Origin of the sequence: Enterobacter sp. MGH 4 (assembly GCF_000534735.1) — a bacterium.
Lineage (GTDB): Bacteria > Pseudomonadota > Gammaproteobacteria > Enterobacterales > Enterobacteriaceae > Enterobacter > Enterobacter intestinihominis.
Genome location: NZ_KI973289.1, coordinates 61,616 through 87,770, shown reverse-complemented (window position 1 = coordinate 87,770; position 26,155 = coordinate 61,616). Strand labels below are relative to the sequence as shown.

The following is a 26,155-nucleotide window of genomic DNA, read 5'->3' as shown; positions in this document are numbered from 1 at the left end:
GCCGTGGCATTATACAGAGCGTAACCGATTGCATCTACACTTTTTTGAAAAAAATGCTTGCGATCGCCTCTCAGCAGGTTACTATCGACTGAATAACTTGCTGATTTAGAATTTGATCCCGCTCACATGTTATCCTCTCAATCCCCCTCAATTTATACTGTCAGCCGCCTTAATCAGACGGTGCGTTTGCTGCTTGAGCAGGAAATGGGACAGGTCTGGATCAGCGGTGAAATCTCTAACTTCACGCAGCCTGCTTCCGGTCACTGGTACTTTACGCTAAAAGACGACACCGCTCAGGTGCGCTGCGCGATGTTCCGCAACAGCAATCGTCGCGTGACGTTCCGCCCTCAGCATGGCCAGCAGGTTCTGGTTCGCGCCAACATTACCCTGTATGAGCCGCGCGGCGATTATCAGATTATCGTCGAGAGCATGCAGCCCGCCGGTGAAGGCTTGTTGCAGCAGAAGTACGAGCAGTTAAAAGCCATGCTTTCGGCTGAGGGATTGTTTGACCAGCAGTTTAAAAAGCCCCTGCCCTCACCTGCCCACTGTGTTGGAGTTATCACCTCGAAAACCGGCGCGGCGCTGCACGATATTTTGCACGTCCTGAAGCGCCGTGACCCTTCCCTGCCCGTCATTATCTACCCAACTGCCGTTCAGGGTGACGATGCGCCGGGGCAGATCGTGCGCGCGATTGAGCTGGCGAATGCGCGTCAGGAGTGCGATGTCCTGATCGTCGGGCGCGGCGGCGGCTCGCTGGAAGACCTGTGGAGCTTTAACGACGAGCGCGTGGCGCGGGCAATCTTTGCCAGCCTTATCCCTGTGGTGAGCGCCGTCGGCCATGAAACGGATGTGACGATAGCCGATTTTGTCGCGGATTTACGCGCGCCCACGCCGTCCGCGGCGGCAGAGGTGGTCAGCCGTAATCAGCAGGAGCTGCTGCGCCAGATCCAGAACGGGCAGCAGCGCCTGGAGATGGCGATGGACTACTTCCTCGCCAACCGTACCCGCCGCTTTACCCAGCTTCATCATCGTCTGCAACAGCAGCATCCGCAATTGCGTCTGGCGCGTCAGCAAACCGTACTGGAGCGTCTGCGTCAGCGGATGAACTTCACGCTGGATAACCAGCTTAAGAAAGCGATATCGCGCCAGCAGCGCACGACTCAGCGTCTGAACCAGCAGAATCCGCAGCCAAAGATTTATCGCGCACAAACGCGGATCCAGCAGCTTGAGTATCGCCTTGCGGAAAATATCCGCTCACGCCTGAGCGCCACCCGCGAGCGTTTTGGCAATGCGGTCACCCATCTGGAAGCCGTCAGCCCACTCTCCACGTTGGCCCGCGGCTATAGCGTGACCACCGCGACGGACGGCAAAGTGCTGAAGCAGACGAAGCAGGTTAAAGCAGGGGATGTGCTCACCACCCGGCTTTCTGACGGCTGGGTCGAGAGTGAAGTGAAAGAGATCAAACCGGTGAAAAAAACGCGTCAGCGTAAAAGCGGATAAATCTTCGCCGGTTACAAACTATACTGCTGCTATTGCCTTTTTTAATAAGGAGAGCAGCATGCCCCATCTACATAGCGTCATCCCTCCGTATATTCTTCGCCGTATTATCGAAAGCGGTTCTGAGCCGCAGCAGCGCTGCGCCCGTCAGACCTTAACCCACGTCCAGACGCTGATGGCCCATATGCCGGGCAAACCCGCCGCGCCGCATGTGAATAAAGCCGGTCAGCTTGAGCGTGACATCTACGATGCGAAACAGACCCAGGAGCTGCCGGGTACCCAGGTACGCTATGAAGGCCAGCCCTCCAACGGAGATGTGGCGGTGGATGAAGCGTACGATTATCTGGGTATTACCCATGATTTCTTCTGGAAGGAATATCAGCGCGATTCGCTCGATAACAAAGGGCTGATCCTCACCGGCACCGTGCACTATGGCCGTGAGTATCAAAACGCCTTCTGGAACGGCCAGCAGATGGTCTTTGGCGATGGCGACGGGGAAATCTTCAACCGCTTTACCATTGCCATCGACGTGGTAGCGCATGAGCTTAGCCACGGCGTGACGGAGACCGAAGCCGGACTCATCTACTTTGAACAATCGGGCGCGCTGAACGAGTCGTTATCCGACGTGTTCGGTTCGCTGGTGAAGCAATACCATCTTAAGCAAACCGCCGATCGGGCAGACTGGCTGATTGGTGAAGGGCTGCTGGCGGAGGGTATCAACGGGAAAGGGCTTCGCTCCATGTCTGAACCCGGCACGGCCTATAACGATCCGCTGCTCGGTAAAGATCCGCAGCCCGGGCATATGAAAGATTTCATCAAAACGCGCGAGGATAACGGCGGCGTACACCTTAACTCCGGTATCCCCAACCGCGCGTTTTACCTGGCCGCAACGGCGATCGGTGGCTACGCCTGGGAAAAAGCGGGTTATGCCTGGTACGACACGGTTTGCGATCGCAACCTGGCGCAGGATGCGGATTTTGATGCCTTTGCAAAACTGACGATAGCGCACGGCGAGAAACGCTCTGGTAGCGACGTTGGGGCGGCTATAAAACAAGCCTGGGAACAGGTAGGAGTGCTGTAAATGCAGGTTCCGGAACTGACGGATGACGCCGTGGTTGAGCTGGCCCGGGAAGGCGGTGTCGCTTTTATCCCTAAGCTGAGCGGCCAGCGCACCATTGCGCTCTCCTCGCTTAATGAGGCCCAGCGCCAGCGCCTGGTGAGCATTCTGGAGCAGGCTTTCCCGCGCGGCCAGCCGCCCGGGCAAGCCTCTTCCCCCGGCAGAGGTGACCAGCGCTATTTCCGCATCCAGATTATCTGGACCGGCCAAAATCAGGCGCACTACGCCGATATCATCGTGCTGGTACCCGAGCAGGAAGCACCCGAGTCGCTGGTGGAACTGTGGCAGAAAGGTGAAGGCTGCGTGTGCGATTAACCTTCAGCCCGAACAAACTCCACGCGTTTTTTAGAGATAAGACCGTGGCCGTTCTGGCAAAAGTAATCCACCGCACCGCAGGCCTTGAGTACCTGAAGCGGTTGATGGCAATCAGGGCAGCGCGCTTCGAGGGGAATATCGTTATTGCAGCTGTCGCAGTGCGCGATACCGTTTTGCGGCTCGAGCGCTGCGTGGCAATCCGGACAGGTTATCGACATGCTCTCTCCTGTTGAGGTGGGCCGGGGCTGGATAACTGCCCCGGCAGGCTGAATAGTATCAGGCTTCGGTAGCCGGTTTTGTCTGCACATTTTCCAGCATGCGACGCACCGGAACAATGAGGACGATCAGCACCGCAGCACAAATCAACAGCGCGATGGAGCAACGGGCAAAGAGGTCTGGCAGCATATCCAGCTGGTCGGCCTTCACGTGACCACCAATCAGGCCCGCAGCCAGGTTACCCAGCGCACTGGCGCAGAACCACAGGCCCATCATCTGACCGCGCATTCTTTCCGGCGCCAGCAGGGTCATGGTTGCCAGACCAATCGGACTCAGGCACAGTTCCCCGAGCGTCAGCATCAGGATACTGCCTACCAGCCAGAACGGAGAAACCCCTGCTCCACCGTTGCTCAGCACGTTCTGTGCCGCCAGCATCATCAGGCCGAAGCCCGCCGCCGCGCACAAAATACCGATCACGAACTTGGTGATACTGCTCGGGCGAATATTATTGCTCGCCAGCTTCGGCCATGCCCAGCTAAATACCGGTGCCAGCAGAATGATGAACAGGGCATTAATCGACTGGAACCACACCGCCGGGATCTCAAAATCACCGATCATGCGGTTAGTGTAGTCGTTGGCGAACAGGTTGAAAGAGGTTGGCTTCTGCTCGAACGCGGACCAGAAGAACGCGGCGGAGACCAGCAGAATAAAGCATACCAGCAGCCTTGCGCGCTCTTTGCGATTCAGCCCGGCGAAGATGAACAGGTAGATGAAGTAGAGCGCGACGGAGGCGGCAATCACATATACCAGCACGCTGGCCACCGCGACCGGATTAATCACAATCACGCCCTGGGCAATCAACGTGACGATGATTGCAACACCCACAGCCAGCGCCAGCAGCCAGGCACCCACGCCGTTACGTTTCACTACTGGACTGTTCCAGGTGGAGTCCAGACCGACTTCGCTGTCGTAGCGCTTCATGGCCGGAACGGCAAACACGCGGAAGATAATCAGGGCGACCAGCATCCCGATACCGCCGATACCAAAGCCCCAGTGCCAGCCGTGGGTTTTAATCAGCCAGCCGGAAATCAGAGGAGCAATGAACGAGCCCATGTTGATGCCCATATAGAACAGCGAGAAACCGCCGTCACGACGCGCATCGCCCTTTTTGTAGAGGGTACCGACCATGACCGAGATACAGGTCTTGAACAGGCCGGAGCCGAGCACGATGAACATCAGGCCGATGAAGAACAGGTTGTCGCCCATAATGGCCGACAGGGCAATCGACAGGTGCCCAAGCGCAATCAAAATCGAACCGTACCAGACGGCCCGCTGCTGGCCGAGCCAGTTATCCGCCAGCCAGCCGCCCGGCAGTGCGGCGAGGTACATGGTGCCCGCGAAGATGCCGACAATCGCCGAGGCGTTTTCACGCGCCAGGCCCATCCCCCCGTCGTACACGGTGGCGGCCATAAACAGGATCAATAGCGGGCGAATACCGTAAAACGAGAAACGCTCCCACATCTCGGTGAAGAACAGCGAACCGAGCGGATAAGGATGGCCGAAGAAGGTTCGGCTCTCTTTTTGATTAACAGAGGATTGCATAATTCTCCCGAAAAGGTATGTGTCGTGCTTGTAAACACCAGCATGTACGCCGAACGGTTACGTATCCGATCGATTTTTTACATGCGGCGAAATGTTGGTTAACCATTTGATAACCAGGCGCTAGTTTTGTCTAGTACCGAACCCTGGACTTTAAGATGAAAATTCGACGATTGTCTACTTTCTTAGATATAAACATGGTTAAAAGCGAATAGTGATTGACATCACACAGGGAAGGCAGACCTTTTGAATGAGCGAAAAAAACCCGCGACAGGCGCGGGTTTTAGTGAGTTCGGTAAGAATTATTTGCTTTTCTTAATGTGCTTAATCAAACGCTTACGCTTACGCATCTGGTTCGGCGTCAGGGTATTACGTTTATTCGCAAACGGGTTTTCCCCTTCCTTGAACTGAATACGGATAGGCGTACCCATCACGTCCAGCGACTTACGGAAGTAGTTCATCAGGTAGCGTTTGTAGGAGTCCGGCAGGTCTTTCACCTGGTTACCGTGGATCACCACGATAGGCGGGTTATACCCCCCGGCGTGGGCATATTTCAGCTTCACGCGACGGCCACGCACCAGCGGCGGCTGGTGATCTTCTGCTGCCATGTTCATGATACGGGTCAGCATCGCTGTGCTCTGGCGGCGGGTAGAGCTGTCATAGGCTTCACGAACGGATTCGAACAGGTTGCCTACGCCGCTGCCGTGCAGGGCAGAGATGAAGTGAACGCGGGCAAAGTCGATAAAGCCCAGACGGAAGTCCAGCGTCTCTTTCACCTGTTCGCGTACTTCATTGCTCAGACCATCCCACTTGTTGACGACGATAACCAGTGAGCGCCCACTATTAAGGATAAAGCCGAGCAGAGAGAGATCCTGATCGGAGATACCTTCACGTGCGTCAATAACCAGCAGCACCACGTTGGCGTCTTCAATCGCCTGAAGGGTTTTGATCACCGAGAATTTTTCCACTACATCGGTGATTTTCCCGCGCTTACGCACCCCTGCAGTGTCGATAAGTACGTACTCACGTTCATCGCGCTGCATTGGAATGTAAATGCTGTCACGCGTTGTGCCTGGCATGTCGTAAACCACCACGCGCTCTTCGCCCAGAATACGGTTAGTAAGCGTAGACTTACCTACGTTTGGGCGACCAACGATAGCCAGCTTAATCGGCAGATCCTGCGGGTTGAAGTCATCTTCCGGCTCTTCCTCGCCTTCCTCTCCGGCTTCAAACTGTGCCCAGTATTCGGCGTCTTCGTCCACCTCTTCCGGCGGGTTTACTTCATCAACCCACGGCAGCAGAACGGTTTCCAGCAGGCTGGTGACGCCACGGCCATGCGAGGCCGCGATAGGATAAATATCACCCAGACCTAAAGACCAGAAATCCGCAACGGCCTGATCGGCATCAATGCCGTCAGTTTTGTTCGCCACCAGGAAGGTTGGCTTTTCGCGTGAACGCAGATGTTTAGCGATAGCGGAGTCCGCGGGCATCAGGCCAGCGCGCGCATCCACCATAAACAGAACCACATCCGCTTCTTCGATAGCCAGCAGAGATTGCTCTGCCATGCGGGTTTCTACGCCGTCTTCCGTACCGTCAATACCCCCGGTATCGATACAGATGAACTCGCGTCCTTCCACCTCTGCACGACCGTACTTACGGTCACGCGTCAGCCCCGGGAAATCCGCAACCAGCGCATCACGGGTGCGTGTTAAACGGTTAAAAAGAGTGGATTTTCCAACGTTAGGGCGCCCGACAAGCGCGACCACAGGTACCATGTTTGAAGCCTCATAAAATTCAAAATAACGTCGCTTTCGCAGCGTTTTTAAAAATGTCAAAACGGCTCCTGAGTGAACAGGAGCCGTTTAGTATACTACAACCGCCGTGTAATTAACGCGTGATCGCGTACAGCGTGCCGTCTTTTGCCTGAATCAGCAGTTTACCGTCAGCCACAACCGGGTCGGTCAGGAAGCCTGAGCCGTCCACTTTCTGCTGCGCCACGAAGCGGCCATTCTCTGGATCGATCCAGTGCATATAGCCTTCACTGTCGCCCACCACCAGGCTGCCGTTATACAGTGCCGGTGCGGTCAGCAGACGGTGCAGCAGATCGCTCTGCGTCCACAGCGTCACGCCACCTTCGGTGCTCAGCGCCAGCAGACGGTCGTTCTGATCCACCATATAAATACGGTTGCCGTCGACAATGAAATCGTTCACGGAACCCAGCTCACGTTTCCACATGATCTGGCCGCTACGCAGGTCCAGCGCCGTCAGGTTGCCGTTATACGCCAGCGCGTAAACCACACCGTCAACGATGACCGGCGTGGTGTCCACATCACTCAGACGGTCGATTTCAGTTGAACCGGTCGCCTGGGAAATACGCTGCTGCCAGATCATCTGGCCCTGCTGCATCAGTACTGCGCTGACACGACCGTTGTCACCACCCACAATGGCGGCGCCAAATGCAGTCGCCGGAGCAGATTCACCACGCAGAGACAGCGCTGGCATATCCAGGTTAACCGTCCATTTTACCAGACCATCGGCTTCGTTCAGCGCCTGCAACTGGCCGTTGCTGGTATGGATCAACACCAGGCCGTCGCTGACAACCGGACGTGACAAGGATTCACCGGCAACGCTGGTCTGCCATGCAACCGAACCGTCGCTGGCATTCAGCGCGTAAACCTGCGCTTTTTCGCTGCCCACATACACGTGACCGCCGGCAACGGTCAGGCCGCCAGAAAGCAGCGCAGGTTTACGGGAGAACCAGCCGTCTTTTTCCGCCAGGTTAATGGACCACACTTCTTTTCCGTCATCAGCGTTCAGCGCTTTAACGGTGCCTTTGCGATCGGCCGCATAGACCACGCCGTCAGCAAATGCCGGGTGCAGGTTGGAATAAAAATCGCCAATACCATCACCCACGGAGGTGTCCCAGGCGGTGGACGGAGTGAACTGGTTTTCAACCGTCGGTAGCGGGGACATTTTGACAACGTCTTCTTCGCCACTGAACAGTGAACAACCACTCAATAACGTAACAGAAAGCAGTCCTGGCAGAAGTAATTTACGCAATTGCATTGGGTCCCTCTCAGACGGACAAATTATTTATTTTCATCTGCATCATTTCGCTCAGCGCAGGTGAAGCTTTACTATCCACGCCAGCTTGCCACGCTTTACGCGCGCCCGCTTTATCACCCTTACTCAGCAGTGCTTCACCGCGAAGTTCGGCGACAATAGCGGCAAAGCCATCACCTTTGATGGTATCAAGCGTTTTCAGCGCGTCGTCGGCTTTTTTCTGCTGAACCTGAATACGTGCCAGGCGCAGATTGATCACCGCTTTCAGATTTTCGTCACTGGCAGCAGCAAGCCCCTGAGACAGTTGCGCAGCGGCTTTGTCCAGTTCGTTTTTATCAACATACTGCTGAGCCACTTCCAGCGCAGCCAGCGCACCGTAGGTGTTTTTGTTGTCAGCGGCAAATTTCTCCGCAGCCGTCAGCGTTTGCGGCTGATCGGCACGGATTGCGCTAACGGTGTTTTCGTAGTTCAGGGATGAACCGCGAGCAGAGTCAGCCTGATGATTGTTCCAGTAACGCCAGCCAACCAGCGCACCAACACCTAAAATAACCCCTACAACCAGTGCCTTGCCGTTTTCAGCAAAGAAGCGTTTAACCGCATCAACCTGGTCGTGTTCGTTCTCGTACATTTCCACGCAGTCCTTCTCCTTAGCCCAATAGAGTGCGCAAGTGCGCCGCAACGCCATCCTGCGTTACCGTAGTTTGCTCACCAGAGCGCAGGTCTTTAACCACCACTTCGCCGTTGGCCACTTCGGACTCACCCAGCACCAGTGCAATACTTGCGCCCCACTTATCGGCACGAGCAAACTGTTTTTTAAAGTTGCCGCCGCCGTGGTTGGTCATCAGCTTTACGTCCGGCAGCGCATCGCGCACGCGTTCGGCAAGCTGCATCGCCGCAGACTGCGTATCCGCACCTGAGGCCACCAGGTATATATCGACAACAGGATCGGCTTTAAATTCCGGATTAACTGCCTGAACCAGCAAAACAAGTCGCTCAAGGCCCATCGCGAAGCCTACAGCCGGTGCTGCGCGACCACCCAGTTGCTCGACCAGTCCGTCATAACGACCGCCAGCACAGACGGTGCCCTGCGAACCGAGGCTGGTGGTGACCCACTCAAATACGGTGCGGTTGTAGTAGTCCAGACCGCGCACCAGACGCTGGTTAACGGTATAAGCAATGCCCGCCGCTTCAAGCAGCTTGCACAGGCCAGCAAAGTGTTCGCGGGAATCCTCATCCAGGTAGTCACCCAGCGCTGGCGCATCGTTCAGCAGCGCCTGTACGTCAGGATTTTTGGAATCGAGTACGCGCAGCGGGTTGCTGTACATACGACGTTTACAGTCTTCGTCGAGCTTCTCTTTGTGTTGTTCCAGGAACGCCACCAGCGCATCGCGATAGTTCGCACGCGCTTCCAGAGAACCGATAGAGTTCAGCTCCAGGGAAACGTGCTCAGAAATACCGAGCGCACGCCACCAGCGGGCAGTCAGCATAATCAGTTCGGCATCGATATCTGGTCCTTGCAGACCAAACACTTCCACGCCAAGCTGGTTGAACTGACGGTAGCGGCCTTTTTGCGGACGTTCGTGGCGGAACATCGGGCCGATATACCACAGGCGCTGCTCCTGATTGTACAGGAGACCATGTTCGATGCCGGCGCGTACGCAACCCGCCGTCCCCTCAGGACGCAGGGTCAGGCTGTCGCCGTTGCGGTCCTCAAAGGTATACATCTCTTTTTCAACCACGTCGGTTACTTCGCCGATCGCGCGTTTGAATAACGGGGTCTGCTCTACAATCGGCAAACGAATTTCGCTGTAACCGTAGCTGCCGAGCACCTGCTTCAGTGTGCCTTCAATGCGCTGCCAGATGGCGGTTTCGCCAGGCAGATAATCGTTCATGCCGCGGATGGCTTGAATGTTTTTTGCCACGTTTATTCTCTTTCTATATACAAAAAAGAACCCAAAGAATGGGTTCAATCATACATGGGAAGCAGCCTGCTTCCCATCACGTTATTTTTCAACCTGCTGAACGCTGATACGCTGCGCTTCGTCCATCATCGTCGCTTTTGCGCGAATGCGGGCTTCGAGCTGGTCGATCATATCACTATTATCCAGACGATCTTTACGAACGCCATCTTCATAGAGACCACTTTTCTTGTTACCGCCGGTAACGCCCAGCGTGGACACCAGCGCTTCACCCGGACCGTTCACCACGCAGCCGATGATGGAAACGTCCATCGGGGTGATGATGTCTTCCAGACGCTGCTCCAGGGCATTCACGGTGCCGATCACGTCAAACTCCTGACGTGAACAGGTTGGGCAGGCGATGAAGTTGATCCCACGCGCGCGGATACGCAGTGATTTCAGGATGTCGAAACCGACTTTGATCTCTTCCACCGGATCGGCGGCCAGGGAGACGCGTAACGTGTCACCGATGCCTTCAGAGAGCAGCAGGCCGAGACCAATTGCCGATTTTACCGAACCGCTGCGCAGACCGCCCGCCTCGGTGATGCCAAGGTGCAGCGGCTGATCGATCTGTTTTGCCAGCAGACGATACGATTCAACGGCCAGGAAGACGTCAGACGCTTTCACGCTCACTTTGAACTGATCGAAGTTAAGGCGATCCAGATGATCGACGTGACGCATGGCGGATTCGAGCAGCGCCTGCGGCGTCGGCTCACCGTACTTTTCCTGGAGATCTTTTTCCAGAGAGCCAGCGTTTACGCCGATACGGATTGGAATGTTTTTGTCGCGGGCGCAGTCAACCACCATGCGAATGCGCTCTTCGTTGCCGATGTTGCCTGGGTTAATACGCAGACAATCGACACCGTATTCAGCGACTTTCAGCGCGATACGGTAATCGAAGTGAATATCGGCAACCAGCGGAACGCTCACCTGCTGCTTGATCAGTTTGAACGCCTCAGCGGCGTCCATGGTCGGCACTGAGACGCGAACAATGTCCGCGCCGACGCGTTCTAATGCTTTGATTTGATTAACCGTCGCTTCTACATCCGTAGTACGCGTATTGGTCATCGACTGGACGGCGATAGGCGCCCCATCGCCGATTGGCACGTTCCCAACGTAAATCCGTTTCGATTTTCTACGTTGAATAGGAGCCTGGTTATGCATGTAAAATCTCCCGCATTGCCCGTCTGTTACTGTGCTGCTGATTGTTCGGCATTAACGGTAAGACGCGCAACCTGGTTAGTTCTGATAAAGCGGCTCAGATCGACAGGTTTTCCTTGATACTGGATCTGTACCGCTGCCGGTGCGCCGATTTTAAGCTTGTATGGTGCCTGGCCCGTTAGATTTAACGTGCCATCTTTACGTTGCAGGCCGCTGAACAGCTTTTTACCTGTCGCGTCAGTCACTTCCAGCCAGCAATCAGCCGTGAAATTCATCACCAGCGCATTCGGGTCAACGGCAGGTGCCGCCGTACCCGCCGGGTCAGTTGGCAGTGACGCCGCGGTGTTATCTGCCGGTGCCGTTGCCGCAGGGGCGGTATCAACATTGGCCTGAGAAGGTGATACGACCGCGTTCTGATCCTGGGCCTGGGTGGCCGGTGCGGTATTCGCCGTCGCTTCTGGCGTCGCCGCTGGCTCGGTTGCAGGCGTGCTGGTTGCTGCCGACTGAGGTTCGCTGGAGGTCGCAGCCCCTTCGGTGCTCAGCGGCACGCTTTGCGCGCCGTTAGTACCAGACTGATTAAGCTCAGCGGAGGACTGATCGGCCATGGTGGTGATCTCTTCCTGTTGCGCTTTGTGGTTTTGCCACCACCATGCGCCCGTCAGGCCGACAACCACGAACAGGACCAGCCAGGTAAAGCTCATCAGCCAGCCATCGCGTTTTTTACGACGTTTGCCCAGAGAGAAGCTCTGCATCGGCGCAACTTTTGCCGCACGCACAGGCGCCTGCTTCTCCATCATCGGCAGTAATTCGTCTTCAGGAATATGAACCAGTTTGGCGTAAGAACGGATATAACCGCGCAGAAACGTTGAAGCCAGATCGGCGGGTGCCTTATCTTCTTCAATGTCGCGAACGGTGGAAACCTTCAGGCACAGGCGTTCTGCAACGGCTTGCTGGCTGAGTCCGAGTTGTTCACGGGCGTTGCGAAGACGAACGCCAGTGGAGAGTGCTGCATTTTGATCGTGAGTGGCTTCAGTATTCATTCGCTACAACTACTGGTACGTGAAAATAAGGGTTCAGGTGCCGGTGAGTCACAATGCCACCCGCACCGCGAAACTTTAGGTCAGTTAACCTGGAACAAACAGTATAAGACTGTCGGGCCGCAGATGACAGCGCTGGCAGGCCTTCACGCTAAACTGTTGTTACGTCGTTACATACTGCCCGAAAGTCGTATGAAACGCACCGTAATTATTAATCAGTCGTGATGATTGTGGCTGGTTATTCAGTAAATTAATGCTTCACGGCGCAAAAAATGCGCCGTGTCTGCATAATAATCAAACGGTTTTAACCGCGATTGACTCACCCTGCATACGCTTACGCAGCGTACGTTTGGTACGGTCAATAACGTCACCCGCCAGCTGACCACAGGCTGCGTCGATATCGTCGCCACGCGTTTTACGTACGATGGTGGTGAAACCATACTCCATCAGCACTTTTGAGAAGCGATCGATACGGCTGTTCGAGCTACGGCCATACGGCGCGCCCGGGAACGGGTTCCATGGGATCAGGTTGATCTTACATGGCGTATCTTTCAGCAGTTCAGCCAGCTCATGTGCATGCTCGGTACCGTCGTTAACATGATCCAGCATCACGTATTCAATGGTCACGCGGCCCTGGTTAGCGTTGGATTTCTCCAGGTAACGCCGCACGCCAGCCAGGAAAGTTTCGATATTGTACTTTTTGTTGATCGGCACAATTTCGTCACGGATGGCGTCGTTTGGCGCGTGAAGAGAGATGGCCAGCGCAACGTCAATCATATCGCCCAGTTTGTCCAGCGCAGGCACCACGCCGGAAGTAGAGAGCGTAACGCGGCGCTTGGACAGACCAAAACCGAAATCGTCGAGCATAATTTCCATCGCCGGAACGACGTTGGTCAGGTTGAGCAGCGGTTCACCCATCCCCATCATCACCACGTTGGTGATTGGACGTGTACCGGTGACTTTCGCCGCGCCCACGATTTTCGCGGCACGCCAGACCTGGCCGATGATTTCCGACACGCGCAGGTTACGGTTAAAGCCCTGCTGCGCCGTAGAGCAGAATTTGCACTCCAGCGCACAGCCCACCTGAGAAGAGACGCACAGCGTGGCGCGATCGTCTTCCGGGATATACACGGTTTCAACACGCTGATCGCCAACGGCAATGGCCCACTTGATAGTGCCATCTGAAGAGCGCTGCTCTTCCACCACTTCCGGTGCGCGGATTTCCGCCACTTCTTTAAGCTTATTGCGCAGCACTTTGTTGATGTCCGTCATGTCATCAAAGTTGTCGCTGCAATAGTGGTACATCCATTTCATGACCTGATCGGCACGAAACGGCTTCTCGCCCATCTCTTTAAAGAACTCGCGCATCTGCTGACGGTTCAGGTCCAGCAGGTTAATTTTTCCATTTTTATTGGGAACCGCAGGAATGGCGACTTCGGAGGTATTCACTAATTCAGACATAATTTTTTCCGGCCTCGTTGTTACACGTTGTGGCCCTTGGTGGGTTGAAAAGAAACGCCCCGGTAAGCAGTCTGCTCGTCCGGGGCGTTGCATTGTACAAAGTCTGGCGCAGGGATGCCACGTTTGCACGCGGCATTTACGAAATTATTAGCGAGTGCGCGGGCACACTTCGCCTTCTGCAAAGAAGAACGCGATTTCGCGCGCAGCAGATTCAACAGAGTCGGAACCGTGGGTGCCGTTCTCGGTGAAGCTGTCTGCGTAGTCAGCGCGCAGAGTACCTGCCAGCGCGTTGTCCGGGTTGGTTGCACCCAGCAGATCGCGGTGACGCTGTACCGCGTTTTCGCCTTCCAGTACGGATACCACGATTGGGCCAGAAGTCATGAACTCGACCAGACCGTCAAAGAATGGGCGACCTTCGTGCTCAGCGTAGAAACCGCGAGCCTGTTCAACGGTCAGGTGCAGCATTTTGGTGCCAACGATCTTAAACCCTGCTGATTCAAAGCGAGCGAAGATGCTGCCAATAACGTTTTTTGCCACCGCGTTTGGTTTGATGATGGAAAAAGTACGTTCAATAGCCATTGATAACCTCTGTAAAATGTTCTGTTGTTTTTGCATACCTGAGTATGGTGTGGCGCGGATTATAAAGAGCAATAGCGCCATTGCCTATGGTTATGCATAACATTTTTTTAAAATGAGACGAAGATTAGCAACAGCTCGTATTTCGCATGCCGTACTGATGGTGAAAACAGAGCGGACACTGCTTTTCATCAGAACTAAATGACCAGAAATGACGGTGGCACGTCAAACAAACGGCTTCATATGCCGGTATGGTCACGCTTTTCGCTGTCCCGTCTGTTTGCGTCACGTTTATCGCCGCATGCTGGCATACCGCTTCGCAGCCGCCACACCCCGTACAGCGTCCGGTTTCCACGACCAGTTCAGCGTTCTCAAACCGAATCGCGTTTTCCGTACAACTCCGCCAGCACGCGCCGCAGAGTACGCAGGATTCGGTATCGAGAGTTATCTCTGCCTCGCTAAACGCAGAAAACGCCCTGCGCAGCTCACGCTGACCGGGCACGACGCAACAGACCCGGACATCCTCACGGGGAACGTGCATCAGCGCACGCCGGGCGGTATTTACCTCGTTGACGGGTATATGTTTAAACGCCCACGCTGCTTCACCACGTCGACGAAGCGCCAGATTCAGCCGGGCAATCGCCAGCAACCAGTCAGGATTCTGCTCCGCGTCGATACTGATAAAACGAACGTGGTGCTGCGCGTGCCACAGCAGAAGCTCATTCACCCCTGGCGCACGGTCAGTAAAAGGCCCAACAAGCGTATCGCCACACAGAAAACGTTTTCGCGGCGTGATGCCGGTGATGGCTTCAGCGGGGCAGACAAACAGGCAGTCACTGCATTCAATACAGCGGCTGTCATCAACCGAGACGCCGGTGTCGGTAAAAGAAAAAGCCTGTACGGGACAGACGTCCGCGCAGGCGCAGCAGGAAGAGTGGCGAAAACGGCGACGGACGCACGCATGCGTCACGTCCATCGCCGGGGCAAAGGTTAATCTGCCCATCAGCCAATACTGAAGAAAACAAAGCGCAGCATCAGCTCACCCACAATCAGCAAGGCGCTGCCCAACAGCATTGTGCCTCGCGCCGCTTTTAAGCCGCCCGCAGCAAAGCACAGCATACCCGCAACGGAAACGCACCAGCTCAGCAGATGCACGGTTCGCAGTTGCTCCAGCATTTGTAACGGTGCGTGTGGGAACGTCACAACGGTGTTGTCCATAGCCGTAATATCTGCCAGCCAGACGGGCTGCATCACCAGACGTGCAATCACCAGCAGCGTGATAATGACAATCGCCGTTCGCACGCGAGTCTGGGAACGTGCCCCAACGGCCATGCAGGCTGAACCGATAATTCCCACCGAACCGATAAACAGCACCAGGGTATTAATGTGATGCCACGTCACCACGGACGCATGCATGTAGATCTGCGCCATGCAGAACACATCCACCAGCCCGACAAGACCTGCCACAACCAACAGCGGCTTCCAGCCTGGTTTTTTGACAAACATCAGCAGCGTTGCGAGGCCAAGTGCCGCAAGATAAAGACTGGCAAAGATAATCTCACGGCTCAGCCAGGAGCTGGATACGTGACGCAGCGCGTTGAACGCATTAAGTGGATAGCCCATGTGCAACGCGGAGGCGAGCAGACCGAGGCTGGCCAACACAAACGCTCCGGCAGCCGGCAGCAGCACGCTGCGTTGCGTGCTTCCGAAGGCCAGCCACAGCGTAACGCCAACCGATCCTTGCAGGAACAGCGTAAAAATCAGCAGCGGTAACTCATGCATGACGTTTCCCCTCTTTCTCTGCGCCCTGATGCGCTTTGATCACCAGGTTCGGTTTGGTGATGGAGGACTCAGGCAAGCCTTTCACATCACAGACCGCACCATACTTCGCCCGCAGTTCATCAATCGGCCCGAATTTAATCGCTTCGAGAGGACAGGTTGCCACACAGACAGGCTGTTCCCCCTTCGCCTGTAGATCCACGCAGAAATCACATTTGGACATCTGCCCGGTCTGCTCGTTGAGCTGTGGCGCGCCGTAAGGGCATGACCACGCGCAGTAGCCGCAGCCGACGCACTTATCAGTATCTACGCGCACAATACCGTCCCCCGGACGCTTATGCATCGCGGTGGTCGGACAGTTTTTGGTGCAGATTGGGTCGGCACAGTGGTTACAGGAGATAGAGAGCGTGTAGGCAAAAACGTTATTGCTGACGCCGCCCTGCCCGGTCGGTATAAAGCTCCCGCCATTAACTTCGTACACGCGACGGAAACGACGTCCGACCTCAAGGTTGTTTTTATCTTTGCACGCTACCTGACATGCTTTGCAGCCCGAGCAGCGAGAAGAGTCGATATAAAAACCCAGCTGTTTGTCGCTTACCGGTGCGTAATGTTTAAACTGACTCATGCTTTAGCTACCTCCACCAGCATGGTTTGATGGGAATTCCCTTTCGCAAGCGCGGTAATACGTGCGGAACTGAGCACGTTCGCGCAGCCGCCCTTATCAATACCCTGCTCGTCCGGCTGCCACCAGGCACCCGCCTGCATGGCCACAACGCCTGGAATGATGCGCGGCGTGACCTCCGCCGGGATCTCGCAAATGCCGCGCGCGTTATGAATACGCACGGTATCTCCCTGCGCAATGCCGCGTTTTTGCGCATCCTGCGGGTTGATCCACAGCTTTTGCTGCTGCGCCTCAATTAACCACGGGTTGGCGTACTGGGTGGAGTTAGCGCGGTTTTTTCCTTTCCAGGTAATCAGCTGGAGCGGGAAGCGTTTCGCCAGCGCGTCTTCCGGCCCTTCATGGGCAGGCACGTAGTGCGACAGCGCCGGAATTTCCGGGTGATGCATGTCGTACAGACGCTTCGAGAAGATCTCAATTTTTCCGGACGGAGTCGGGAACGGATGATTCTGCGGATCGCGAATATTGTCTTCAAAGGCGACGAACGGCGCGCTTTTGAAAAGGTGCTGACGCGTCTTCTGTAGCGTCGCGAAGTCCGGCAGGTTTTCGTCAGGCATGGAAATACGCGTCTGCTCCCAGATGTGCTCAATCCACGCTTTTTCGTCACGCCCTTCACTGAACGCGGGTTCGACGCCAAGCTTAGCGGCGACCTCCCGCAGCCAGTCGTAGTCTGAACGGCGTTCAAATTCAGGTTCAATGAGCTTTTCTGACAGGATCAGATAGCTTGCCGTGCCCCAGGTTTCGCCGATATTCCAGCGTTCCATAAAGCTGGTTTCCGGCAAAAGAAGGTCGGCGTATCGGGCGCTCGGCGTCATAAACAGATCGCTTGCGACGATAAACTCAATTTTCGACTCGTCTTCCAGGACACGGGTTGCCTGATGAAGATCCGGGTTCTGGTTAGCCAGATAATTTCCCGCCAGCGAGAACAGGATGCGGATATTGCTGTCCAGCTTTTCGGCATCCTTCAGGCCGACGTCCGCGGTGACCTGAGAGGCATCGTCGGCGGCCTGCACCCAGTTCATCACCGATATTTTGGCTTTGACCGGGTTGTCCGGCATTTCTGGTCCGGCGGCAAATTTCCGGTTTGCGCAGCCGCCATAGCCCGCTGCCCAACCGCCTTTCACCCCGACGTTACCCGTGAGCGTAGCCAGCAACGTCGAGCCGCGCGCGGTGCGCTCGCCGCAGTTATGACGCTGCGGTCCCCAGCCCTGGATCAGCGCAGCGGGTTTGGTGGTTGCGTAGTCGCGCGCCAGTTGCCGAATTGTTTGTGCAGGCACGTGGGTGATTTTCTCTGCCCACTCGGGCGTTTTCGCCACGCCATCTTTTGCGCCGCTAAGGTAAGCCATCAGGGATTCATTGGCCGGAACGCCTTCTGGCATAGTGTCTTCGTCAAAGCCCAGGGTGTAGCGCTGAATAAAGTCGCGATCGTGCAGGTTCTCCGTGACGATCACATACATCATCGCGTCCATCAGGGCGTTGTCCGTGGTGGGAAGCAGCGGGATCCACTGATCGGCCAGGGAGGAAACCGTATCGGAATAGCGAGGGTCGACAACAATAAAGCGAGTGCCGTTTTGCTTCATCTTCTGGTAGAAGTGGTTGCTGTGACCAAAGATCGTTTCCGTCGGGTTATGTCCCCAGAGGATGACCAGTTTGGTGTCCAGCAGCGTGTCCAGAGAACTGCCGCTGGCAGCGGTGCCATAGGTATACGGCGTTGCTGCCGCCGTGTTACCCATACTGACAGAGTGATAGCTTTCGAGATAGCCGCCGGTTAAGTTGAGCAGACGACGAACCATTTTATCGCCGGAAAAAGTCCCGCCGGACACAGCGGTGCCCACATGAACATAGCGTGAAGCCGCACCGTATTTTTGCGTAATAGTTTTTAATTGATTCGCAATAAGGGTGGTGGCTTCATCCCAGGTAATACGCTCGAATTTTCCTTCGCCACGTTTCCCTACACGTTTCATTGGGTATTTCAGTCGATCGGGATGGTAAACAAATTTCCGATAAGCCCGGCCACGCACGCAGGCGCGCATTACGGGCATTTGCGGATCCAACGCGTTATCCGGACGCGTAGAAATTCGGGTCACAACGCCCTCACTGACGTGAGCACGAATATCACACTTGCCGCCGCAGTCAAACGTACTACAGGTTTGCACCACTTTTTCTTCAGGCGTAGTGTCTGAAACCGCCGCGCCCTGTGCCTGTACTTTGCCGGTTTTGACGACAAAAGGCAGAGCGGCGAGCGCCGATCCTGCCTGAATAAACTGACGCCGGGATATGGCGGGAATAGTCCCCTCTCCCTGATGTTTATTTTTTTCCATTGCTCGTTCCTTAAAATAAAAACGCATTCTCGTTTTTTTTCAGGAACGGATATTGATAATTATCAAGCTAACTCTTGAGGAGTAACACTTAGCGATCTAACTCAAAATTGACCGTCGCCGTTTGTCCTGTTTCATCTAATACAACTAACTGATATTTACCCGGCAAATATAATTGCAGTGAATAATTCTTCTGATGTCCGTCCAGCGGTTCGCCATTCAAAAACCACCATCGTTGCCCCTCCCCGCCGCTGGTTGAAACGAACAGGGTCATGTTTTTCTCACCCGGAAGACGTTTAATTACCGCCCCTTCTCTGACGCCTGACAACATCAGCGGCGCCGCATTATGGTTATCCAGCGGAGGGCAAATCGCTGAACGGGCGGGGAGACGAGCAGCCCGTTTTTCGGCAGCAGGCAGCCAGGGCTCCAGCGGCAGCGGCCAGACATCCAGCACTTTTTCTGTCGCATCAGGACAATCCGCTGCGACGCGTTTGCCTTCTTTATCCAGCCAGACCGGGAAACGGATCCCGCGAATACCCTCTTGTTCCGGCAGCAGCAGCGTAGGCGGTTCACTGCCTTCCAGCAGCCAGGTTGACAGCCGACGCCGACAGTTTTCGTTCCCTTCAGGCAGGGACTGGCCCCCCGGCCAGCAAATCACGCCCCGTCCTACGCTTGCAGGACGCGGATCGCGCGGCAGACGGGCTTCATCCACCATCGAGCGGGACTGAAGCATGTTATTGACCTGATTCAGGAGCGGAACTGCGCTGGCGAAACCAAACTGCCCGGCAACGGGCGTGCCGTCCGGACGTCCGGTCCAGATTCCAATGACATACCGGGCGTTCAGCCCGATGGCCCAGGCATCCCGGTAGCCGTAACTGGTGCCCGTTTTCCACGCCAGCGGCGCAACCTGGGGCAGCGCACTGTCCGGCAGGGGCTGTGCTTCACTGGCGAGAATGCGACGAATGATCCACGCCGCCCCCTGCGACAGCAGCGGACGTTCGATCAGCGGATCGCCCGGCTGTAAACGCAACCGGCCCGCCTGACCCTGCCGCGCAAAGGCACTGTAGGCGGCAGCGATATCAGCCAGGCGTGCGCCTGCGCCCCCCAGGATCAGGGAGAGGTTGGGCTGCGCACCCGCGGGGAGTATGAGCGGTAATCCCGCGTTGCTCAGCATGCCTGCAAAACGTTTTGGGCCGTACGCTTCCAGTACCTGCACCGCAGGCAGGTTGAGGGAACGCACCAGGGCTTCGCTCATGCTGACCGGCCCATGGAAACCGCTGTCAAAGTTGCCGGGGCGATAATCCCCCGTTTTTCTTGGAACATCCTGTAATAACGAAGCGGGATGGATCAGGCCATCGTCCAGCGCCATGCCATAGATGAATGGCTTGAGGACCGATCCCGGCGATCGGATCGCATTGACCATATCCACGTGACTAAAGCGACTGTCATCATTGATATCTACCGAGCCTACCCAGCCACGCACTTTCATGGATGTATGATCCACGACGATCATCGCCAGTGAACTGCGGGCAGGCAGGCGCGATTTCCAGTTCATTGCCAGCTCTTCAAGCTGTCGTTGCAAAGCTGCATCCAGCGTGGTGACTATTTTTGTGTCGCGGCTTTTACTCAACATCATGCGGGAAAAGAGCGGCGCCAGCTGCGGCATCTGCCGGGGGGCCAGCCAGACCGCCTCTTCACGGGACTCTTTCACCTGCTTCTCAGACCAGACGCCCTGAGTCAGCATGCGGTCGAGCACTTTGTTCCGCGCCGCTTCGGCACGTTCCGGCCAGCGGTCGGGGCGCAGACGGCTGGGTGCCTGTGGCAGTACAGCCAGCAGCGCCGCGTCGGAATAGCTCAGCTGAGACGGCGGTTTGCCAAGATAAGTCCAGCTTGCCGCGCCCACGCCCTGCAACGTGCCGCCAAACGGGGCACGGTTGAGATACAGCGTCAGGATTTCACGCTTGGAGAGATGCCACTCCAGCTGCATCGCCCGCCACAGCTGACGAATTTTACCGCCAAAGGTACGCGGATGCGGATCCAGCAGGCGTGCCACCTGCATGGTAAGCGTGCTCCCGCCAGAAACCACTCTCCCGGCGGTGAGATCCTGCCAGGCGGCACGCAGTACAGAAAGCGGATTGACGCCAGGGTGATCCCAGAACCAGCGATCTTCATACTGGATCAGCGCCTCAAGATAGCGTGGGGAAACCTCTTCAATGGTAACCGGATAGCGCCAGATGCCTTCGCTGTCGGCAAAACGCCACAACGGAACACCCTGCTCATCCACCACCACTCGCGCAGGGTTGACCTCTTTCAGGGGCAACGGCCACACGCGGTCAGCGGCGACAATCAGCCCCCCTAAAAAGAGAAGCGCTCCCGCAAGCCACAGCCAGCGGGAGCGAATCAGGCGTGCTATCTGCATCTTACGGAACAACGATCAGCGGGCCACTGGCCGACCCCGTTGCCCGCCACTGCGGAACATACATGGACTCGACCATCGGAACAGGCACCTGATAGGTTCCCGGCGTAACGGCACGGGCCAGGTAAACCAGCGTGACCGGCTGACCTTCATTGACCGGCACGGCGGCCACAAAGCGATCGTCGCGGAATTCCATGTGCTGAATATCAGACTGTTGCATCTGATTCAGCAGGTTTTGCACTTCACTGCCGCTGTCCTGCAAGCTGGCGCTGCTGCTCGCCAGATTCTGGTTTTCCAGCTCCAGACCTGCCGGGAGCAGATCCACCACCAGCGCATCCGGTACGTTCTGGCTTGCCTTCACTTCCAGCCACACCAGAACCAGCTCACCGCTCTTAAGTGAAGAGAGCGACTTGCTGCTGCCGTCTGTCGCCAGGATATGACGTTCAATCTGCAAAACGTGAGAAGATGGCTGGGGCGCATACTCCGGATAGCCAGTAGTGTCCAGTCGTACCCACAGCGGCGTCGTGCCGGTATTCGTCACCTGCAAGGCACCAGGCTGGTCGCCGTTCAGGTTTTCTACCTGCGCTTTATCACTGCTCTGGGTCTGTTCAGAGAGGGTGGTCGTTGCCTGCCACGCGCCTGACAAGGTTTGCAGTGAACGTCCAGCCAGGAACAGCGCATTGCTCTCCTGGGTTGACAGCCAGCGCTGGCTGAACGCGTCTTCAGATAACGCGTTCAACAGCCTGTTTTGCGCATCCGGCAGCAGCTTGTACTCTTCCAGCAGGGAGAGCATCAGGGCATTATCACGCAGCTGGCTGCCGTAATCCGCCATCCAGTTTCGGCTGTCGTTACGGGGTGTTTTGAGAGCCAGATCCAGCGCCTGCTGGCTGCGCGGTGTATCCCCCATCAGTTTGAGTGCCATGCCCAGCTGCATCAACGGAAGCCCGGAAGCGGCCTGAGCGTGACGCTCCCAGATTTCACGCAGTGCACCGAGCGGCGCTTTTTGCTGACGAGCCAGCACCAGCGAAGCATACGCCTGGACAGCAAATTTGCTGGCCTGGGTGTCGTCGCTGTAGCGGATGGACATCATCCCCGGATCCTGTAAATAGCGCAGCAGTCGGCTGTTGGCGTTATTCACCGCCTCGGCAGGCACGCTGTAACCCTGCTCCCCTGCCCGCACCAGGAAATCCGTAACATAGGCGGTCAGCCAGTATTCTTCCGGGCCGTTTTTATCCCACAAGGCAAAACCGCCATCGTCACGCTGCATTTGCAGCAGACGGGAGATGCCGATATCAATGGCCGCACGGCGTTTATCGTCGGTGTCGCCTTTAATGCCCAACGCCGTAAGCTGTGCCGCGTTGGTGTAGAGGGACGGGAACAGGCCGCTGGTGGTCTGCTCAAGACATCCGTATGGATAGGCCTGAAGTTCACGAATGTAGCGCGCCAGGTTCAAAGGTGGTTTACCGCTGAGCAACAGCTGTCCCTGTAGCGTGGCAGGCGAGAAACCGTCGATATGCTGTGCTGGCGCGCTCCAGGATTCGCCAGGGTTCAGCATCGTGCCCGTATTCACCGTTTGCGCCGGGAATGCGGGGCGTACACCAATTTTCCAGCTCTTCTGCTGCGGCGCAAACGTCTCACCAGGGAGCTGAAGCCCCGTCACCTGAGCAGTTACTTCACCATCGCCATAGCCTTCCAGCGCGCGCACCGGAATAAACAGAGTGCTACGAGCGCCAGGCGGCAGCTTAACCGGCTCTGGCTGAGCACCTTCGAGCGACACCTTACCGGTTGCGGTTAACGCAATGTTCAGCGTTTGCGGCTGGTCAGTAAGGTTGGTCAGGTCCAGCGTCAGGCGAGAGGTATCGCCACTTGCGAGGAATCGCGGCGTGTTAAGCTCGGTGATAATCGGAGCCGCCACAATGATTTTGCTTTCGCTGCTGCCGAAATCGTCTTCCGTCCAGGCCTGCGCCATCAGACGCAGTTCGCCGTTGAAATCACCGATCGGCAGCGTGATGGTGCCTTCACCGTTGGCATCAAGCGTAACCGGCTGCGCCTGCTGAGCAATAATGGTGACATGGTTCACCGGTGGCTTACCGCCGCGTTTCAGTTCATCGCCGTCTCCGCCAAAGCGCAGTGCGGCCAAACGTCCCTGACCTTCAATCACCTGGCCGTAAACATCATAGATGTCCGCGCCATAGCGCTTCTGACCGAAGAAAGCTTCCCACGGATCCGGCGTGACGTAGTCGGTAATGTTCAGCACGCCGCTATCAACAGCCGAGACCAGCACGTTCACCTTCTGTGGCACAGCCCCCTCTTTTACGCTGGCTTTCACTTTCACAGAAAGCGTCTGGTTCGGACGCATTTTTTGTGGGTTATCAAGTGCGATGCTCAGGCGACGATTTTCGTCCCCCATTGGCAGATGCAGCAGACCAACCGCGCGTTTTGGCGTGGCGGATTTAGATTTATCGCCAGGACGAACCACCAGCGCGCTGAGGTAGAGATCGTGACGTTTCCAGGCCTTATCCACCGGAATGGCGAGATCCAGACCGTTAACCGGTACGTCGATCTCTTTCCACCACAGTGGCCCTTCGCTGGATTCGATCATTGCATAGCCCTTGCCTGCGGCCGGCGCTGCAATATGCAGGTTGATGGTATCGCCTGGCTGATAGGATGGCTTGTCCAGTTTCAGCGTCACACGATCCGGGCGTGCAGCACCCGTGCCATCGCTGTTATCCTGCCAGCTGTACCCCGCCCAGAAGCGCACGCTGCTGACCATGCCATCAGGGGCTTTCACTTCCAGACGGTATGAGCCCCACTCCACCGGGAAGGTGACTTTACCGGTTTCATCGGCCTTGAGGTTAAGTTCCTGCTCGCCCTCAACCAGATCTTTTTGATCAAACTGAGACTGCCAGCCCTCGCTCTCGGACCAGTTCCAGAAGTAGTCGCGACGCTCACGGACCAGACGCACCTGCAGACCAGATACCGCTTTTTTCGCCCCGCTGGCATCGGCATAGACGATGTCAAAGCTGGCGTTGCCGTTCTCGTCGACAATCGGCTGGTTGACGGTGGTATCGGTGCGGTAGTCGTACACGGCCTTGCTGGCGAACTGTGGGCGGATCCCCGGAAGTTCAGCCGCAGGCCAGATAGCCTGCTCGGCGCGTCGCGTTACCGGACGCCCGCCTGATTCCAGCAGGCTGGCCTGCAAAATCAGTTGCAGCGGCGAGTGCACCTCTTTCCACTGGCTTTCGGTGGTAACCTGTCCGCGCCCCTGTTCGTCCAGCGTAAGCTGCACTTCATCCAGGCTGCGGCTCAGGTTCTCCTCGGCAATATCACCGAACTGGAAGCCAGGCAGTGCAGGCACCGCGTCACGTAGCGGACGCAGGAAAAGCTGGCCTTGCAGAGAATTACCGTTAGCCGGCGCGCCATACAGGTAATAGCCCACAACGTTAAAGTCCACATCCTCCTGCGGGGTAACCGGCGTTTTTTGCCCGGTCAGATTCAGCGCCATACGCTCAGGCATAAAATCTTCGACGTGGAAATCCCACATAAGCTGCTGGTTATCCCCCGTATTCGCGCGAATATGCCACATGCCGGTCTGGGCGCCGCTATCAAGCGAATAGTTGAAGCGATAGAGACCGTTCTCAGGTTGCACAACGACCGTACGCGCTACCTGGCCGTCCGGACGCAGCACGTCAAGTTTTACCGGCTGCTCGGGAAGCGGTTTGCCATCGCTGTCGCGAAGCAGGCCGTTAAGGATCACCGTTTCACCCGGACGATAGAGATCGCGCGGGCCAAACATAAAGAACTGTTTGCTGTAACCCGGGTTACCGGCGATATCAAACTCCGCCAGATCCAGCGCCGGAAGTTTGAGGTCAAGAAGCGTGGTCTGGCCATCTTTACTGGCCAGGATCAGCGCGGCTTCTTTATCGGTTTCCAGTTTCGCATGACCATCGGCGTCGCTGTTCGCCTCGGCCAGGGTCTGTCCTTTATCGTTCAGAAGGGTAATGGTCACGCCTGACTGCGCCGCACCGTTTTCAAGACTCTGGGTGAAGATGTCCAGGCGGTTATGATAACGGTGAGCGGACAGCCCAATATCACTTAAGGTAAAGAGCGTCGCGGCGTTACTGTAGTTATAGTGACCAGCCTGATTCATCACGGCGATATAGACGCCAGACTGCTGGAGCGGCTTAATATCTTTGAGCGGCAGGAGCAGTTTTTCACGCGTGTTGCGCGCCGGGTTGAGGTCGAAACGGCCGGTGTAGACCAGTTCCGCCATCTTCAGCAGGTTGTCAGATTCCCAGTTGGTCAGCGAGTTACGGTACTCCCACTGGCTGACAAACGAGGCCAGCGACTCCGGCTTAACGCGGTAGAAGTTCACGTCCACATTGTTGACGTTGAGCGCCATCACCGGCAACCCTTCCACCACTTTACCCGGCAGCAGCGATCCGCGGCTGGCGAATCCGACCGTCGGTTCAACATCCCGGGTGGTGATCGCTTTTTCATAGTCAATGCCGAATGTCGCTTTGTTCAGCGCTAGCAAATTACGCTCGACGGTGACGACCAGATTACGATTCGGCTCCAGATGGCGCAGGCGCAGCTCTTTCAGATTGGGGGCCAGTTCCCAGGCGCCGTCCACTTTGCCACTTTTTTTATCCACCACATGCACCGTTTTCGCAAAATCCTGGCTGGGATCCAGCGGTACAGAGAAGGTCAGAACCAGTGTCGCAGCACCGTCGAGTTGCACTTCAGAGGCATCCAGCAGCGTCAACGCCTTACCCTGACTCTGCGCGGCCAGCTTAGCCAGCTTTTCAGGATCCGGTTTTGCCGGGGTTTTCTGTGCTGATGTAGTAGACGCTGCGGGGGCAGCGGCCTGAGGTTTGTCATCGCTGTTATCACAGCCGGCAAGCGTAAAGGTGGTGAGCAGCGCGAGAGAGATCGCAGCTAAGCGAAACGGTTTCATCCTATG

The 26,155-nt window shown here is 56.3% G+C and carries 19 protein-coding genes; 3 read left to right on the top strand and 16 right to left on the bottom strand.

What is annotated here, in order from left to right; genetic code table 11:
• Positions 1-126 precede the first annotated feature (126 nt).
• From xseA to L350_RS21665, 3 genes are read left to right on the top strand one after another with little or no spacing between them, the layout of a single operon-like run.
• Positions 127-1,500: an exodeoxyribonuclease VII large subunit gene (xseA, locus tag L350_RS21655; RefSeq protein WP_032623784.1), complete on the top strand. Its 1,374-nt coding sequence runs from the start codon at positions 127-129 to the stop codon at positions 1,498-1,500.
• A gap of 58 nt (positions 1,501-1,558) precedes the next feature.
• Entirely contained in the window at positions 1,559-2,578 is a 1,020-nt protein-coding gene (locus L350_RS21660) for a M4 family metallopeptidase (protein WP_032623783.1), read from the top strand.
• Positions 2,579-2,929: a protealysin inhibitor emfourin gene (locus L350_RS21665; protein ID WP_023300706.1), complete on the top strand. Its 351-nt coding sequence runs from the start codon at positions 2,579-2,581 to the stop codon at positions 2,927-2,929. It abuts the gene before it with no gap.
• Here the strand turns inward: L350_RS21665 and L350_RS21670 are convergent.
• The 16 genes from L350_RS21670 to L350_RS21745 form a co-directional block, all read right to left on the bottom strand.
• Positions 2,926-3,147: a zinc ribbon domain-containing protein gene (locus L350_RS21670; protein WP_023300707.1), complete on the bottom strand. Its 222-nt coding sequence runs from the start codon at positions 3,145-3,147 to the stop codon at positions 2,926-2,928. The two genes, L350_RS21665 and L350_RS21670, sit on opposite strands and share 4 nt — an antisense overlap.
• Positions 3,148-3,205: 58 nt before the next feature.
• Positions 3,206-4,747 (bottom strand): peptide MFS transporter, encoded by a 1,542-nt coding sequence (locus L350_RS21675; protein ID WP_023306697.1) that lies wholly within the window; start codon positions 4,745-4,747, stop codon positions 3,206-3,208.
• 299 nt (positions 4,748-5,046) lie between these two features.
• The gene (gene der, locus L350_RS21680; RefSeq protein WP_022648998.1) at positions 5,047-6,519 is read right to left on the bottom strand and encodes a ribosome biogenesis GTPase Der; all 1,473 of its coding nucleotides are present in this window, start codon (positions 6,517-6,519) and stop codon (positions 5,047-5,049) included.
• Between the two features lie 112 nt (positions 6,520-6,631).
• Complete coding sequence (bamB, locus tag L350_RS21685) at positions 6,632-7,810, bottom strand: outer membrane protein assembly factor BamB (protein ID WP_022648999.1); 1,179 nt, start codon at positions 7,808-7,810, stop codon at positions 6,632-6,634.
• 10 nt (positions 7,811-7,820) lie between these two features.
• A complete protein-coding gene (locus tag L350_RS21690) occupies positions 7,821-8,441 on the bottom strand; it encodes a YfgM family protein (RefSeq protein ID WP_032623781.1) in 621 nt (206 codons plus the stop codon).
• Positions 8,442-8,454: 13 nt separating this feature from the next.
• Positions 8,455-9,729 (bottom strand): histidine--tRNA ligase, encoded by a 1,275-nt coding sequence (hisS, locus tag L350_RS21695; RefSeq protein WP_022649001.1) that lies wholly within the window; start codon positions 9,727-9,729, stop codon positions 8,455-8,457.
• A gap of 81 nt (positions 9,730-9,810) precedes the next feature.
• Complete coding sequence (ispG, locus tag L350_RS21700) at positions 9,811-10,929, bottom strand: flavodoxin-dependent (E)-4-hydroxy-3-methylbut-2-enyl-diphosphate synthase (protein WP_003860619.1); 1,119 nt, start codon at positions 10,927-10,929, stop codon at positions 9,811-9,813.
• A 26-nt stretch (positions 10,930-10,955) separates the two neighbouring features.
• Positions 10,956-11,966, bottom strand: coding sequence for a cytoskeleton protein RodZ (rodZ, locus tag L350_RS21705; RefSeq protein ID WP_032623780.1), 1,011 nt, complete (start codon positions 11,964-11,966; stop codon positions 10,956-10,958).
• 291 nt (positions 11,967-12,257) lie between these two features.
• A complete protein-coding gene (locus tag L350_RS21710; protein WP_003860623.1) occupies positions 12,258-13,424 on the bottom strand; it encodes a dual-specificity RNA methyltransferase RlmN in 1,167 nt (388 codons plus the stop codon).
• 147 nt (positions 13,425-13,571) lie between these two features.
• A complete protein-coding gene (gene ndk, locus L350_RS21715; protein ID WP_003860625.1) occupies positions 13,572-14,003 on the bottom strand; it encodes a nucleoside-diphosphate kinase in 432 nt (143 codons plus the stop codon).
• Positions 14,004-14,127: 124 nt separating this feature from the next.
• On the bottom strand, positions 14,128-15,003 hold the full coding sequence (locus L350_RS21720; protein WP_032623779.1) for a 4Fe-4S binding protein: 876 nt from the start codon (positions 15,001-15,003) through the stop codon (positions 14,128-14,130).
• Positions 15,003-15,782, bottom strand: a complete 780-nt coding sequence (locus L350_RS21725) for a dimethyl sulfoxide reductase anchor subunit family protein (protein WP_032623777.1) — start codon at positions 15,780-15,782, stop codon at positions 15,003-15,005. Before L350_RS21725 ends, L350_RS21720 begins: the two co-directional genes overlap by 1 nt.
• Positions 15,775-16,404: a DMSO/selenate family reductase complex B subunit gene (locus tag L350_RS21730; protein ID WP_032623776.1), complete on the bottom strand. Its 630-nt coding sequence runs from the start codon at positions 16,402-16,404 to the stop codon at positions 15,775-15,777. Before L350_RS21730 ends, L350_RS21725 begins: the two co-directional genes overlap by 8 nt.
• Positions 16,401-18,779 (bottom strand): DMSO/selenate family reductase complex A subunit, encoded by a 2,379-nt coding sequence (locus L350_RS21735; RefSeq protein ID WP_032623774.1) that lies wholly within the window; start codon positions 18,777-18,779, stop codon positions 16,401-16,403. The genes L350_RS21730 and L350_RS21735 overlap by 4 nt, the downstream gene beginning before the upstream one ends.
• An 88-nt stretch (positions 18,780-18,867) precedes the next feature.
• A complete protein-coding gene (gene pbpC, locus L350_RS21740; protein ID WP_032623773.1) occupies positions 18,868-21,195 on the bottom strand; it encodes a peptidoglycan glycosyltransferase PbpC in 2,328 nt (775 codons plus the stop codon).
• A gap of 1 nt (position 21,196) precedes the next feature.
• Entirely contained in the window at positions 21,197-26,149 is a 4,953-nt protein-coding gene (locus L350_RS21745) for an alpha-2-macroglobulin family protein (protein WP_032623771.1), read from the bottom strand.
• Positions 26,150-26,155: the final 6 nt, after the last annotated feature.

Bases quoted from the DNA above. Each gene is read 5' to 3' on its own strand.
- ispG (WP_003860619.1), bottom strand. From the start codon at position 10,929: ATGCATAACCAGGCTCCTATTCAACGTAGAAAATCGAAACGGATTTAC.
- L350_RS21665 (WP_023300706.1), top strand. From the start codon at position 2,579: ATGCAGGTTCCGGAACTGACGGATGACGCCGTGGTTGAGCTGGCCCGG.
- L350_RS21720 (WP_032623779.1), bottom strand. From the start codon at position 15,003: ATGGGCAGATTAACCTTTGCCCCGGCGATGGACGTGACGCATGCGTGC.
- bamB (WP_022648999.1), bottom strand. From the start codon at position 7,810: ATGCAATTGCGTAAATTACTTCTGCCAGGACTGCTTTCTGTTACGTTA.
- L350_RS21725 (WP_032623777.1), bottom strand. From the start codon at position 15,782: ATGCATGAGTTACCGCTGCTGATTTTTACGCTGTTCCTGCAAGGATCG.
- der (WP_022648998.1), bottom strand. From the start codon at position 6,519: ATGGTACCTGTGGTCGCGCTTGTCGGGCGCCCTAACGTTGGAAAATCC.
- L350_RS21735 (WP_032623774.1), bottom strand. From the start codon at position 18,779: ATGGAAAAAAATAAACATCAGGGAGAGGGGACTATTCCCGCCATATCC.
- ndk (WP_003860625.1), bottom strand. From the start codon at position 14,003: ATGGCTATTGAACGTACTTTTTCCATCATCAAACCAAACGCGGTGGCA.
- L350_RS21660 (WP_032623783.1), top strand. From the start codon at position 1,559: ATGCCCCATCTACATAGCGTCATCCCTCCGTATATTCTTCGCCGTATT.
- rodZ (WP_032623780.1), bottom strand. From the start codon at position 11,966: ATGAATACTGAAGCCACTCACGATCAAAATGCAGCACTCTCCACTGGC.
- L350_RS21675 (WP_023306697.1), bottom strand. From the start codon at position 4,747: ATGCAATCCTCTGTTAATCAAAAAGAGAGCCGAACCTTCTTCGGCCAT.
- L350_RS21745 (WP_032623771.1), bottom strand. From the start codon at position 26,149: ATGAAACCGTTTCGCTTAGCTGCGATCTCTCTCGCGCTGCTCACCACC.
- xseA (WP_032623784.1), top strand. From the start codon at position 127: ATGTTATCCTCTCAATCCCCCTCAATTTATACTGTCAGCCGCCTTAAT.
- pbpC (WP_032623773.1), bottom strand. From the start codon at position 21,195: ATGCAGATAGCACGCCTGATTCGCTCCCGCTGGCTGTGGCTTGCGGGA.
- L350_RS21670 (WP_023300707.1), bottom strand. From the start codon at position 3,147: ATGTCGATAACCTGTCCGGATTGCCACGCAGCGCTCGAGCCGCAAAAC.
- L350_RS21730 (WP_032623776.1), bottom strand. From the start codon at position 16,404: ATGAGTCAGTTTAAACATTACGCACCGGTAAGCGACAAACAGCTGGGT.
- L350_RS21710 (WP_003860623.1), bottom strand. From the start codon at position 13,424: ATGTCTGAATTAGTGAATACCTCCGAAGTCGCCATTCCTGCGGTTCCC.